Raw genomic sequence first — 12,315 nt, 5'->3', positions numbered from 1 at the left:
TCCCGCTCCCGGAGCCCGGCCATGCCCCCCAGCCAGTCCGTCGCCCTGCCCTTGCGCGGCCAGTTCCGCGCGCTGTACCAGCAGCTCAAGCACGCCGGCGTGCTGGCGCGCACGCCGGTGGTGTTCTGCGAAGGCGATTCGTGGTTCTCCACGCCGCTGGCGATGAACCTGCTCGACTGGATCGTCTCGCCCGCGCCGGACGACGAGGCGCGCGGCGTGCCGCTGCTCGGCAACGGCGGTTTGTTCTTCCGCGCCGAACACAGCGGCGACCACGCCTCGCGCAATCCCGACGATCCCAAGCGTTCGATGTTTGTGCGCGACAATATCGACGACCTGATCGGCTGGTATTCCAAGTTCGACTTCGACCTGATCCTGCTCAGCGCCGGCGGCAACGATTTCGTCGACAGCTTCCTCAAGCGCACCCTCGGCAACCGCACCGGGCTCAGCGCGCAGGCGGCGTTCCAACTCGTGCTCGACAGCGGCAAGTACGAAACCGTGCGCAAGGCCTATGCGCTGTTCCTGCAAGCGGCGATCGCGGCGCGCCCGGGCGTGCCGGTGCTGGCGCATTCCTACGACTATCCGCGGCTGATCGGCCAACCCGGCGCGCTGACGCCGGGCAACCTCGGCGTGGCCGCGCTGCTGAAGAAAAGCGTGGGGCCGTGGATCGGGCCGAACATCCTGGGCATCGTCGAAGCCGAGCGTCCGAAGTTCGCGCGCCTGCTGATCGACGGCTTCGAGCAGAACGTGCTGCGCACGCTCAAGGCCGACCCGCGCTTCGCCGCGACCTTCGATTACGTCGATCTGCGCGGCACGCTGACCCAGCCGGCGCAGTGGTTCGACGAGATGCACCCGACCGAGGCCGGGTTCCACGCGCTGGCAACGAAGTTCCGCGGTGCGATGCTGGCCAAGTTGCCGGCGGCCAAACGCTGAAGCGCTAGGAGTTAGCGGATAGGAGTTAGGAGATAGAGAAGCGGTTGCCCGCAAGCTCTTGCTATCTCCTAACTCCTATCCGCTAACTCCTAGCCTCTACCCACCCACTTCCTTCCGCGCATGAAAAAGGCCGGCGAATGCCGGCCTTTTTCGTCGATGCGCGGGAGCCTTACTCCGATTCCCACCACATCCAAAACTCGTCCCACAGCCGCTTGAAGAACCCGCCTTCCTCGACCGCGGCCAGCGCGACCAGCGGGCGCTGCGAGACCACCTTGCCGTCGAGCATGACCTTGACCGAACCGATGGCCTGGCCCTTCTTGATCGGCGCGACCAGGGTCTTGGGCACGTCCATGCTCGGCTTGAGCTGCGGGTACTTGCCGCGCGGCACCGTCACCAGCAGCGGCTCGGCGACGCCGAGCTGCACTTCGGCGGACTGGCCCTTCCAGACCTTCTGCTTGGCGACGGCCTTGCCGGCGTCGTAGAGCTTGTGGGTCTCGAAGAAGCGGAAGCCCCAGTTCAGCAGCGCCTGGCTGTCGCTGGCGCGCTGGGCCTCGGAGCTCGAGCCCATCACCACCGAGATCAGGCGCTGGTCGCCGCGCATGGCCGAAGCCATCAGGCAGTAACCGGCCTTGGAGTGGTGGCCGGTCTTGATGCCGTCGACCGAGGAATCGCGCCACAGCAATAGGTTGCGGTTGGGCTGGGTGATCGGCCCGACCTTGAGTTCCTTGATCTTGTTGTACGAGTACGCGACCGGGAAGTCGTGGATCAGCGCGCGGCCGAGCAGGGCCAGATCGTGCGCGGTGGAGTAGTGGTTCTCCTGCGACAGCCCGTGCGGGTTCATGAAGTGGCTGTTCTTCAGACCGATGCGCGCGGCGTACTGGTTCATCAGCGCGGCGAAGGCGTCTTCGCTGCCGGCCACGTGCTCGGCCAGGGCGATCGCGGCGTCGTTGCCGGACTGCACCACCATGCCCTTTTCCATCTCCACCAGCGGCGCGGTCTGGTTGACCGCGAAACCGGAGTAGCTGCCGTCGGTGGCCGCGCCGCCCTTGCGCCAGGCGTTCTCGGTCATCATCACCTGATCGGTGTCCTTGACCTTGCCGCCGGCCATTTCGGCGGCGATCACATAGCTGGTCATGACCTTGGTGATGCTGGCCGGCTCGACCCGCATGTCGGGGTTGTTGCTGGCGAGGATGTTGCCGCTGGCGGCGTCCATCAGCACCCAAGCGGTGCCGGCGATCTGCGGCGGCGGCGGGACCGGCAGCGCGTCGCTGGCCGGCGGCTGCGCGGCGGCCGGAGCGGCGGCGGCGGCGGCGGGCTTGGCGGCGGGCGCCTGAGCGGAAGCCAGGCCGGCGACGGCGGTGGCGAGGAAGGCCGAGGCCAGCGCGGCGAAGGCGGCCGCGCGCGGGGTGAAGCGGTAACTCATCGTTGAACAGTCTCCGGGACCGGTACCGTGCCGGCCGCAAGGCTTGGAGGTCGGCGCCGCCGTCCTGGCGGCCACCGTCGAAAGTGGCCGGACCGTGCCTTCCTGCTGCGGTCCGCGAGCCGTGCATCGTGCCTGAGATGCGCGGCGCTTGCAGCCGCCGGCGGTTTCGGCCGGCGGCGGAGGTTCAGTCGCGCACGCGTTGCGGCTGGCCGAAACCCAGACCGACGATGCGGGCGGCAAGTTCCGGCGCGGCGTCGGCCTGCAGCGGGCCGACCCGCAGACGCCAGATTTTCTGGCCGTTGGCGGCGTTGCCGTCGAGCAGCTTGGCCGCGGCGATGCCGGCGCCGCGCAGCATGCCCAGGGCGCGGTCGGCGTTGCCGCGGGCGGAGAAACTGGCCACCTGCAGGGTCACGTCGCCGGCGGACGGGGTGTTGGCGGCGACCACCGCGGCGGCCTTGGCCGGAGTCGGCGGCGGCGGCGCGGCCGGCGGCGCGGGCAAGCGGGTGTCCGCAGCCGCGGCGACGGCCGTGGCCGGCGCGGTCTGGCCGGCCTTCTTGGCGGCCTTTTCGGCCTCGGCCAGGGCGCGCTGCTGGTCCTTCTGCTGCTTGGCCAGCAACTTCTGCTGCTCGCGCTGCTGCTTCTCCAGGGCGCGCTTCTCGGCCTTGGTCAGCGGCTTGGGCGGCGCCACGGCGACGGCCTTGCCGGTCGCCACGCGCACTTGCCGCGACTTCATCCAGGCGTCGAACTCGTCGGCCGTCATCGACTTGCCGTTCTGCATCATGTCGAAGCGGTAGTCGTGCGGGCCGGGCTTGCCGGTCGAGGCCAGCGCGGCGGCCGGCTGGCCGGTCGCGACCGTGGTTTTGACCGGCGCCGGCTGCCCGGTGGCGACCGTGGTCTTGACCGGCTCGGGCGCGGCCACGGGGGCCGGCTTGCCGGTGGCGACGGTGGTCTTGACCGGCGCGGCGGCCGCGCCCGCGTTCATCGGTGCCGGCTTGCCGGTGGCGATGCGCACGCCCGGCGGCAGTTCGCCGGCGTTGGCGCTGGCGATCGGCATCGCCGAGACCAAGCGGTCCATCGCGCTCGGCGTCTTCGCCGGCGCGGGCGCCGGCGGCGGATTGTTGGCCGCGCTGGCGTACACCGGCGGCGCCGCCTCGCCCGGATGCAGCGCGCGCACCTCGACCCGGCCGGTGCCGCGCTGGGTGATGCCCAGCTTGACCGCGGCCGCGTAGCTCAGATCGATCACGCGGTCGTCGTGGAACGGCCCGCGGTCGTTGACCCGCACCGTCACCGACTTGCCGTTGTCCAGATTGGTGACCCGGGCGAAGCTCGGCAGCGGCAGCGACTTGTGCGCGGCGGTGAAGGCGAACATGTCGTACACCTCCAGATTAGAGGTGCGGCGGCCGTGGAATTTCTGGCCGTAGTACGACGCCGTGCCGGTCTCGACGTAATCGTCGTGCGAGTCGAGCACTTTGTAGGTCTTGCCCAGCACCACGTACGGCGAGCGGTTGCCGAACTGCGAACGCGCCTCGGCCACCACTTCGGGTTCGGGGATCGCATCCACGTCGGGAATGTAATCCGGCGTGCTGTCCTTCACCCCCGGCGCGTACAGCCCGCCGGCCTTGTAGTTGCCGCGCTTGCTGAGGTCTTCCTGGGCCGCCGCGTACGGCGATTTCTTGCGCCCGCCGCCGTGCGCCAGGGTCGAGCTGTGCACGCGGTCGCGGTCGGGCAGCGCGAGCGCCTCGGAACTGGATTTCTTGGGAGAACTGGCGCAGGCCGCGAGGGCCAGCGGCAGCGCGGCGACGACCAGCCGTGCGATCCATTCGATCGACGGCCGCTTCGGGCCGGCCGCGCTCACGGGCGCGGCGCCTGGGGTTTCGCCGTCGCCGCCGGAGCGGCGGTCGCGGCAGGAGCGCTGGGTGCGGTCGCAGTGGCCAAGGGATTCTCCCGTCCGGCGATCGCCTCCGCCAACTGATACACCGCCATGCCGTAATGCTTGGAGATGTTGTAGCGGGTGATCGCGTAGAAGTTGCGGAAACCGAGCCAATATTCGGGACCGTTCACCCCGTCGAGATTCAGCAGCGTCGCGGTCTCGCTCGGCGCCACCGGGGTCAGCGGACGATAGCCGCGCGCGGCCAGGTCCTTGAGCGAATACACCGGGTCCATGCTCTCCGGCGCGAAATCCGCCGCGGTCGCAGCGCGCTCGGCGCGCGCCACCACCGGGCCGCCGCGCACCCAGCCGCCCTTCTTGACGAAGTAATTGGCGACCGAGGCGAACACGTCGTCCAGATCGGTGAACAGATTGCGCTTGCCGTCGTTGTCGCCGTCCACCGCGAACTCGCGGTAGCTCGACGGCATGAACTGGCCCCAGCCCATCGCGCCGGCGTAGCTGCCGGTCAGGGTGGTGATGTCGATGCCCTCTTCCTTGCCCAGCGCGAACAATTGCGCCAGCTCGCCGCGGAAGAACGCCTCGCGGCGGTTCTCGCGGTCGAGCTTGGCCGGATCGCCGCTGCGCGGATACGCGAAGGCCAAGGTGTAGAGCGCGTCGACCACGCTGTACTTGCCGGTGTTCTTGCCGAAGCTGGTCTCGACGCCGACGATGGCGACGATGATCTCGGCCGGCACGCCGGTCTGCGCCTGCACGCGCTCGAGCTGGGCGCGGTGCTCGGCGAGGAAGGCCTTGCCGCCGTCGATGCGCGCCTGGGTGATGAAGATCGGGCGGTAATCGCGCCACGGCTTGCCCTCGGCCGGCCGCGACATCGCCGCGATGATGCCGTCCTTGATCTGCGCCTTGGCCAGCACCGACTCGATATAGGCCGGCTCCAGGCCGTACTGGATCGCGGTGTTGGCGACGAACTGGGCGCGGGCCTGTTCCAGCGGCATCTGCACCACCGGCTCGGGCAGCGCGGGCGTGCCGACCACCGGGGTCGCCGGCTTGACCGGCGCGGGCGTCTGAACGGCCGGCGGTGCGGCCTGGGCGGAAGCGATGGGCGCGATCGGCGGCTGCGTAGCGCAGGCGGCCAACGCGATCGTGAGCGCGCCGAACAGGGCGCAACGGGCGGTGTGGCGTCGGGTCATCGGCGCGAGAGTAGCACGCGAATGCAAGGCAAAAACCTTGGCATTGCGGGACTTAACCGATTTTATTCATGTAGGGTTTGCGGATTGGGCGGGCCTTCGCGAGCCTCGGAAAGATGAACAGCGGGGCTCGGATTCGTGCGCGTCGCAGCGACCCAAGCGATGGACACCGCGAACCGAGACCCGCCCAACGACGCAGCCCGGAACCGCTCGCGCGATCCCGGGCCGCCTTGGGCCTGCCGCCGGCGACGCTCAGCCGAACATGCGGTCCAGGATCGCGAACCGCTCCGGCATCAGCGCGCGCATCTGCGCTTCGTCCGGCGTGCCCTTGACCAAGTGATACGTCATGTAGGCCTCGGCGAAATCCTCGCCCGGGTCGATGCCCAGATCCTTATCGATCGCGCTGCCGCCGTCGGCGACGTAGCGGTCGTCGGCGTAGTGGGTCGAGAACAGCTGATCCTTCTGCACCGCCAGATTCCACTCCATCGGAATGCCGAACGGCCCGCTCGGCTGCCGCACCAAATGCGCGGTCTCGTGCATGAAAGTGAAATCGAAATCCTTCTGCACGCGCGGGCGGTCGACGCCGTGCGGATTGACGTAGAACGAACCGCCGGTCGCGTACATGTCGGCGCCGCTGTCGACGACCTGGCCGTTCTTATCGGTTTCCTTCGGCGTGTACGGATTGACCACGACCTTCTCGGTCGCCGCCAGCGACGGCGAAGGCTGCGCGGCCAGCCCCTTGGCGATCTGATCGACGGTCGGATACGACTTGCCGTCGTCGCGCGCCTCGCTCGCCGGCACGATCACGTCGATCTCGCGCCCATCGACGTGCACGGTGTACTTCAGCGCCGGCTCTTTGACGTTCTTGTTCGGCTCGGTGCCGGACGCGAACTCGTAATCGGTCGTTTCCGGCCCGCTGATGTCGTAAGGCTTGCGCCGACTGTCGGCCACGCCCGAATCCGGCGCAGCGTCGCGCCACAGATCGGTCGGACGCGCTTCGGTCAGCATGAACTTGCGCAGCGACGCGGTATCGTTGAGATCGAGGCCTTCGAGCTTTTGGCGCGCCGCCGACGACACCGCGGTGTTGTTGCCGAACAAGGCCAGCGCCTGCGTCTGCTGGTCTTCGTTCAAGCCGCGGAACGCCGGCGAATCGATCAGCGTGCCGACCTGCGTCAGCGCCTGTTCGTCGTCGGCGTTGCGGTGCATCGCCAGCGCGGCCTGCACCTGCGTCTGCAAGGGCAGATCGTCGGGCAGCTTGCCCAACGCATCCTTCAGCGTTTGCGCAATCGCGATGTCCTGGCGCGCCGCGGCGACGTCCTGGGCGCCGAACTTGCCGTCCGCGCCGCCGAGGCCGGCCGCGGTATCGAGCAAGCGCTGATCGAGTTCGCCGGATTGCACGCTGTTCCACGCGCCGTCGGCATCCTCGCGCGAAATCGTGCCGTCCACCTCGCCGCGCCCGGCGCCGACATCGAGCGCGCTGCGCGCGGCCTTGCTGTCGACCAGGAATTGCGCTGCCTGCGCTTCTTCCGGCGAGAACTTGCCTTCGGCGTTGGCCGCGACCACGCGCAAATCGTCGAGGCTGACCTTGCCGTCGGGCAACGGCAGCCAATTGGGCTTGGCGGTGTCGAAATCGGCGAAGTTGTCGCGAACGATCTGGATCGCGCGGGCGGCGTCGATGCCGCGTGGGTCGATAGAACTCATGGCTCGTCCTGAATGAATGCGCCGTCCTGGCGCGGCCCCTGCGTCGCACAGCTTGCCCGCGCGCGGCGGACGGCGGAATTAGGACTGGCCCTAGGTGCGCGCCGATGCCGCACCCGTTCGGCGCCCGTAACCGCGATTCAGTCGGCGGCGCGCGCGCCGAGTTGGTTGACGTTGCCGATAGTCAGATGCAACGGCGGCTGCGGCTCGCGCGGCAAGCCGAGTTCCTCGCGCAGGGCCAGCAAACGCTCGCTACGCACCGGGCACCACACGAAGCCCTGGGTCTCGCGCACCGCGGGGTCGTACTCGAATTCGACTGTCGCCCCGTCCCAGCGCTTCCACAAAGCCTCGTGCGGCGGCCGCTCGTCGCGAATGACCGAGATGTGCGCGCCCCACAGCGGCCCCTGCAACGGCCGCGTGCGGCGATGCCCGAGCAAGAACTGATGACGCAGATAACGGCCGAGTTCGGGATCGCACTCCACGATCAGCCACCACAGCGTGCTGCCGCCGTCGCGGCGCGCGTGGCCGGTTTTGCCCAGGGCGGGGCTGTAGCGCAGGGTGCCGGTGGCGGTGAGGAAGGCGTCGCTCATGCTCTCTTCGTTCGGCGGCTCGACGGCGCCGAGATGCGCGGCAGCGCGGGATCGGCGCGCTCAGGCCGGCAGACTTCGGACTGCCGGATCATCGTTCCCGCCGCCGGCCCGGGCAAGCGCCGTCGATCCGGTGTAAACCGATCCCGCCCTGGCCGTATCCAGGACTCCCATCGCCCGTCCTTCGCCCGGAGCCCGCATGCACGCCCTCGCCCGCCGCCTCGTCCTCGCCGCCGCCCTGGCCGCCGGCGCCGCCCACGCCGATGAGCCGCCGCTCAAGCCGGTCAAACCGACCAACCGCGCCGAAGCGGTGGCCATCGTCGCCGAATCGCGACGGATCGTGACGCCCAATGGGATCGAGCGCGGCCAGAAGGTGCGCATCGGCGGGATCGACCAATGGGTGTCGATCCGCGGCAACGACCGCCGCAACCCGGTGCTGCTGGTCGTGCACGGCGGCCCCGGCTACGTGTCGATGCCGATGAGTTGGTGGAACGGCCGCGGCTGGGAGGAATACTTCACCGTCGTGCATTGGGACCAGCGCGCCGCCGGCAAGACCCATCTGCTGACGCCGCAAGCGCAGATCGAGCCCACGCTGACGCCCGAGCGCATGATCGCCGACGTCGAGGAAATGGTCGCCTGGGTGCGCAAAGATCTGGGCAAAGACAAGATCTTCCTGCTCGGCCATTCCTACGGCAGCTACCTCGGCCTGGAAACCGCGCGCCGGCATCCGCAATGGCTGCACGCCTACATCGGCGTCGGCCAGGCCACCGACGCGGCCGAGAGCGAGCGCCGCGGCTGGCGCGCCACCCTCGACGCGGCCAAGCGCGACGGCAACGCCGAAGCGGTGCGCGAACTCGAAGCGCTGGCGCCCTACGCCGCGCCGGGCCATCCGCCGACGATCCAGCAGATCTACGCGCAACGTAAATGGCTGCAGCACTATGGCGGGACGATGGCGTACCGGCAGAACAACGACGCCGACAGCGACCTGTCCAAGCTGTCGCCGGACTACAGCGACGAGCAACTGCGCGGGCTGTGGAAGGGCAACGACTTCGCCACGCCGATCCTGCTGCCGCAATTGATGGCGCTAGACCTCAGCGCGAACAAGACGCTCGATTGCCCGCTGATCCTGCTGCTGGGCCGCCACGACACCAACGTCAACTCCGATGTCGCCGCCGAGTGGTACGCGCAGGTGAAGGCGCCGGGCAAGGATCTGGTGTGGTTCGAGCACTCCGCGCACATGCCGATGACCGAGGAACCGGGCAAGTTCCTGCTGTCGCTGGTGAGCAAGGCGCGGCCGTATGCGCAGAAGGCCGGCGACGTGGCGCCGTAACCGCGGCCCCGCTTCAAGAACGCGGCGGCTTTCCGCGAGCGCCCTTGGAACGGCGCAAAGTCAGCGCCTTGCGCAACGGCATGTCGCCTTGCTTGCGCCAACCGTGGCGGCGCGTCGCCGCCACCGTCGATTCGACCGCCTCGGCATCGGCGGGTTCGCCGCCGGACAGCGCCGACAGTTCTTGCTGCACCGCTTTGCGGTAGGACTGATTCACCCAGCGCTTGCGCCGCGCGATCGCGGCGCGGGCGCCCCACGGGCTCTCGGCCACCGTGTTGCGGCAGTCGCGGTCCAGGCTGAGCTCTTTCTTCTCGCGCGGCGTGCGGCGTTTTTTCATACGGCCTCCGGCGCGGCCAACACCGCGCGCATCTCGGCATTGGGCACTTCCACCCCGCGCACCACCGGCTTGCGCTGCGCCACGATCTCGAACCCGAAGCGGGCGAAGAACGGTTGCGCGGTGCGGCTTACGTGCGCGTGCACCGCGCTCAGGCCGCGCGCACGCGCCAGCGCGAGCAGGTGCGACATCAGCGCGGCGCCGACGCCGCGGCGGGCGAAGTCCGGCGAGACGTAGAAGTGGTCGATCAGCCCGTCGTCCTGCAGATCGGCGTAACCGGCGACCGCGCCGTCGAGTTCGGCCACGAACGGACGCAGCGCGCACACGCGCTCGATCCAGCGCTCGCGCTGCGCCTGCGTCCATCGCGCCGGCGACCACGCGTCGATCTGCTCGGCGCTGTAATCGTCCGCCGCAGTGGTGCGCACCGCCGCGCGGAAGATCGCCAGCAACGCGGCCTCCTCGCCGTCGCGGCATGCGCGGATACGCATCAGTGCGGGTGCGTCCCGACCCCGTGGGCCTGCGCCATTGCCGCCAGCGCCGCCTCGACTTGCGGCCCCGGCAACGCCCGCAGCGGAATCGCATGCGCGTGGCGCGGCGAGAAGAAGAACAGCAAGAACCCGCCGACGCGCTTGAAGCGGCCGATCTGGTTCCAGCCGTGGGTGTGTTGGAACGCGCTGGTCGACACGTGAATGCCGGCATGGTCGAACACATAGTCCAGCGGCTCGCGCATCGGCCGGGCCACGGCGAGCGCGCCGAATGCGCTGATCGCCAGCAGCACCGGCATGAACACGAAACAGAACCCGACCAGCCGCCACATCGGCGCGCCGGCCGGCAGCCCCGACATCAGCGCGAAGATCGCCAGCACCACGCCGATGACCGGCCAGCCCAAACCGAAAATCAAAAACAGCTTGCGCTGGAACATCATCACCGCGGCGAGGCGGAGTTGTTCCGGAAGGCTGAGCGAAAACGAAAGTCGGATGTCCTGGGGCTGTTCCATAGCGACGGCGAGATGAGGGAGGACGCGGGGGCGCGGATTCTTGCGCGCTTCCCCGTACGAAGCCGGCGCCGCATCGGCGCCGCGGCCGGGCCGGACGCGCGTCCGGCCTGCCCGGCTGGGCCGCCAGTGTACGTGGCCGCGCGGCCGCGGTCGAAACCGTCCGCCGGCCCGCGCGCGACGGCGTCGGCCCCGCCGCTGTCAGCCGCCGCGCCTCACTTCGACGTGTTCAACGCCACCGCCGCGCGGATCAACGCCTGCAGCGCCTTGCCGTCGAGCGTATCGCCCTCGTGAAGGTCGATGGCGCGGCGGGTATTGCCGTCGAGGCTGGAATTGAACAAGCCCTTCGGATCCGGCAGCGACGCGCCCTTGGCGAAAGTCAGCTTGACCGCGCTCTTGTAGGTCTCGCCCGTGCACAGGATCCCGGCGTGCGACCACGTCGGCACGCCGCGCCACTTCCATTCCTCGACCACTTCCGGATCGGCCTCGTGGATCAGCTTGCGTACTTTGGCCAAGGTCTCGCCGCGCCAGTCGCCCAATTCCTGGATGCGCTCGTCGATCAATTTCGACGCCGCCGCGCCCGACTGCGCGCCGGTCGCTTCTTTGCTCTTCTTCATCGCACACTCCCCGATTCGTGATGGAACGACCCGCGCGCGGCGCCCCCACGCCGCGCGCGACTCACATGCGTTCGCCGGGCAACCGGCTGGCCTGCGCGATCCAATCGCCGAGCAGCGTCTCGTCGAACGGATCGCGCTCATGGATATGGTGATAGCGCACGCCTTCGATCTTCGACCGCTCCGCCGGCACCGGACTCAGCGCCGCGCCGCGGAAGAAGGTGAGTTTGACGTAGCGGTCGAAGCAATGCATCGCCAGGAACCAACTCCCCTCTTCGACCCCGTACAGCGGCGTGTTCCACTTCACCGCCTTGTGCACGCTCGGAACGGTGCGCTCGACCAAAGCGTCGAGGCGGCGACCGACTTCGCGCTTCCAACCGGGCATCGCGGCGAGATAGGCCTGCACCGGCGCGTCGCCGTAGCCCTTGGGGATTTGTGGGTTGCCGCCGGAGAGGAGGCGGGGCGGATCGGATGCCGCGACTCGCGGCTTAGCGCTCGCCGCCGCGCTCGTGGCCGCCGTCTTCTTCGCGACGATTTTCTTGGCCGTCGCTTTCTGGACGGTCGTTCTCGCCGTGGCTTTAGCGGCGGTTTTCTTCGTCGCTTTGCTGGTAGGCTTGGAAGGCTTGCCGGTCATCGCGTGGGCTCCAACCGAGAGGCTCACAGGAAGCAGAAGATACTCCCTTCCGCAGTGCAAAAAGTGATCGCAGATCGCTCTCGGATCACACATTGGAGCCTGCGCCCCATACCCCGCCATGTTCCGTGGTCTCGCCTATTAGCCAGTTTTCACCGCACGCGCCGAGCAGAACTTCGCTCAGACGACATAGATTGAAACAGAAAAGACGCAACGGTAATCCGGAGCAAGCGTTGTGAAGGTCACCGTGACGCCGTCGCCACGCGCCGTAAAGGAACGCACCAACTTCCCATCCTCGATCAAAGACAGATACGGCGGCGCGAGCTCTATTCCACCTGCCCTAGCCGCCCGGCCTACTGAAAAGCAGGGCTGTTTTCCGATTCGCACGTTGGCGCCCGCTCCCGACCCCACCTGCACCGATTCGACGACGGAGCCGTCGGCCAGTCGCAAGTGACGGCCTGCATGACGTACTTGCGCTGGCAGATCGGGGCGCGTCAGATGCTCTTGCTGAACCTCGGAATTCGCAAACCCGACAACCAACCGCTCGTATCCAACTCGCCCTTCGCGAAGCGGAATCCGAAGCAAATCCTCGGCGACTAAAGACGCAGAGCCCGCATGATCGGGACGCGGCTGATTCGATGTGCAACTAGACACCATCAGCCCGCCAAAGAGCAGCAAAACCAGTGGCAAAGACACTTTCAACGC

The 12,315-nt window shown here is 68.5% G+C and carries 12 protein-coding genes and 1 pseudogene; 2 read left to right on the top strand and 11 right to left on the bottom strand.

What is annotated here, in order from left to right:
- Positions 1-21: 21 nt before the first annotated feature.
- Positions 22-930 carry a hypothetical protein gene (locus tag J5226_RS08075; protein ID WP_215839410.1) on the top strand — a complete coding sequence of 303 codons (909 nt, stop codon included), beginning with the start codon at positions 22-24 and terminating at the stop codon, positions 928-930.
- Positions 931-1,099: 169 nt separating this feature from the next.
- Here the strand turns inward: J5226_RS08075 and J5226_RS08070 are convergent, their stop codons facing one another.
- The 5 genes and pseudogenes from J5226_RS08070 to J5226_RS08050 form a co-directional block, all read right to left on the bottom strand.
- Positions 1,100-2,353 (bottom strand): D-alanyl-D-alanine carboxypeptidase family protein, encoded by a 1,254-nt coding sequence (locus tag J5226_RS08070; RefSeq protein WP_215839409.1) that lies wholly within the window; start codon positions 2,351-2,353, stop codon positions 1,100-1,102.
- 184 nt (positions 2,354-2,537) lie between these two features.
- Positions 2,538-4,178: a septal ring lytic transglycosylase RlpA family protein gene (locus tag J5226_RS08065; RefSeq protein WP_215840358.1), complete on the bottom strand. Its 1,641-nt coding sequence runs from the start codon at positions 4,176-4,178 to the stop codon at positions 2,538-2,540.
- A 104-nt stretch (positions 4,179-4,282) separates the two neighbouring features.
- Positions 4,283-5,428 (bottom strand): annotated as a pseudogene (gene mltB, locus J5226_RS08060) (lytic murein transglycosylase B); the annotation flags it as partial.
- Positions 5,429-5,677: 249 nt separating this feature from the next.
- Positions 5,678-7,126 (bottom strand): hypothetical protein, encoded by a 1,449-nt coding sequence (locus J5226_RS08055; RefSeq protein ID WP_215839405.1) that lies wholly within the window; start codon positions 7,124-7,126, stop codon positions 5,678-5,680.
- Positions 7,127-7,263: 137 nt separating this feature from the next.
- Entirely contained in the window at positions 7,264-7,713 is a 450-nt protein-coding gene (locus J5226_RS08050; protein ID WP_215839404.1) for a hypothetical protein, read from the bottom strand.
- Positions 7,714-7,909: 196 nt separating this feature from the next.
- On the opposite strand from J5226_RS08050, the gene J5226_RS08045 reads away from it, so the two are divergent.
- A complete protein-coding gene (locus tag J5226_RS08045) occupies positions 7,910-9,040 on the top strand; it encodes an alpha/beta fold hydrolase (protein WP_215839402.1) in 1,131 nt (376 codons plus the stop codon).
- Positions 9,041-9,053: 13 nt separating this feature from the next.
- On the opposite strand, the gene J5226_RS08040 is transcribed toward J5226_RS08045, so the two are convergent.
- The 6 genes from J5226_RS08040 to J5226_RS08015 form a co-directional block, all read right to left on the bottom strand.
- Complete coding sequence (locus J5226_RS08040) at positions 9,054-9,374, bottom strand: hypothetical protein (protein WP_215839400.1); 321 nt, start codon at positions 9,372-9,374, stop codon at positions 9,054-9,056.
- A complete protein-coding gene (locus J5226_RS08035) occupies positions 9,371-9,859 on the bottom strand; it encodes a GNAT family N-acetyltransferase (RefSeq protein ID WP_215839398.1) in 489 nt (162 codons plus the stop codon). The genes J5226_RS08040 and J5226_RS08035 overlap by 4 nt, the downstream gene beginning before the upstream one ends.
- Positions 9,859-10,368 carry a YcxB family protein gene (locus J5226_RS08030; protein WP_215839396.1) on the bottom strand — a complete coding sequence of 170 codons (510 nt, stop codon included), beginning with the start codon at positions 10,366-10,368 and terminating at the stop codon, positions 9,859-9,861. The genes J5226_RS08035 and J5226_RS08030 overlap by 1 nt, the downstream gene beginning before the upstream one ends.
- Positions 10,369-10,580: 212 nt before the next feature.
- Entirely contained in the window at positions 10,581-10,982 is a 402-nt protein-coding gene (locus tag J5226_RS08025) for a DUF1801 domain-containing protein (RefSeq protein WP_215839394.1), read from the bottom strand.
- A gap of 61 nt (positions 10,983-11,043) precedes the next feature.
- Positions 11,044-11,613, bottom strand: a complete 570-nt coding sequence (locus J5226_RS25560) for a DUF1801 domain-containing protein (RefSeq protein WP_304414080.1) — start codon at positions 11,611-11,613, stop codon at positions 11,044-11,046.
- Between the two features lie 177 nt (positions 11,614-11,790).
- Complete coding sequence (locus tag J5226_RS08015; protein ID WP_215839392.1) at positions 11,791-12,306, bottom strand: hypothetical protein; 516 nt, start codon at positions 12,304-12,306, stop codon at positions 11,791-11,793.
- Positions 12,307-12,315: the final 9 nt, after the last annotated feature.

Origin of the sequence: Lysobacter sp. K5869, assembly GCF_018847975.1 — a bacterium.
In the GTDB taxonomy this organism is placed as follows: domain Bacteria; phylum Pseudomonadota; class Gammaproteobacteria; order Xanthomonadales; family Xanthomonadaceae; genus Lysobacter.
The sequence above is the reverse complement of the archived record's forward strand: the minus strand, read 5'-3'. Positions and strand labels throughout refer to the sequence as shown.

Excerpts from the sequence above, each read along its gene's own strand:
- J5226_RS08035 (WP_215839398.1), bottom strand. The coding sequence starts at position 9,859 with ATGCGTATCCGCGCATGCCGCGACGGCGAGGAGGCCGCGTTGCTGGCG.
- J5226_RS08025 (WP_215839394.1), bottom strand. The coding sequence starts at position 10,982 with ATGAAGAAGAGCAAAGAAGCGACCGGCGCGCAGTCGGGCGCGGCGGCG.
- J5226_RS08040 (WP_215839400.1), bottom strand. The coding sequence starts at position 9,374 with ATGAAAAAACGCCGCACGCCGCGCGAGAAGAAAGAGCTCAGCCTGGAC.
- J5226_RS08050 (WP_215839404.1), bottom strand. The coding sequence starts at position 7,713 with ATGAGCGACGCCTTCCTCACCGCCACCGGCACCCTGCGCTACAGCCCC.
- J5226_RS25560 (WP_304414080.1), bottom strand. The coding sequence starts at position 11,613 with ATGACCGGCAAGCCTTCCAAGCCTACCAGCAAAGCGACGAAGAAAACC.
- J5226_RS08075 (WP_215839410.1), top strand. The coding sequence starts at position 22 with ATGCCCCCCAGCCAGTCCGTCGCCCTGCCCTTGCGCGGCCAGTTCCGC.
- J5226_RS08045 (WP_215839402.1), top strand. The coding sequence starts at position 7,910 with ATGCACGCCCTCGCCCGCCGCCTCGTCCTCGCCGCCGCCCTGGCCGCC.
- J5226_RS08070 (WP_215839409.1), bottom strand. The coding sequence starts at position 2,353 with ATGAGTTACCGCTTCACCCCGCGCGCGGCCGCCTTCGCCGCGCTGGCC.
- J5226_RS08030 (WP_215839396.1), bottom strand. The coding sequence starts at position 10,368 with ATGGAACAGCCCCAGGACATCCGACTTTCGTTTTCGCTCAGCCTTCCG.
- J5226_RS08055 (WP_215839405.1), bottom strand. The coding sequence starts at position 7,126 with ATGAGTTCTATCGACCCACGCGGCATCGACGCCGCCCGCGCGATCCAG.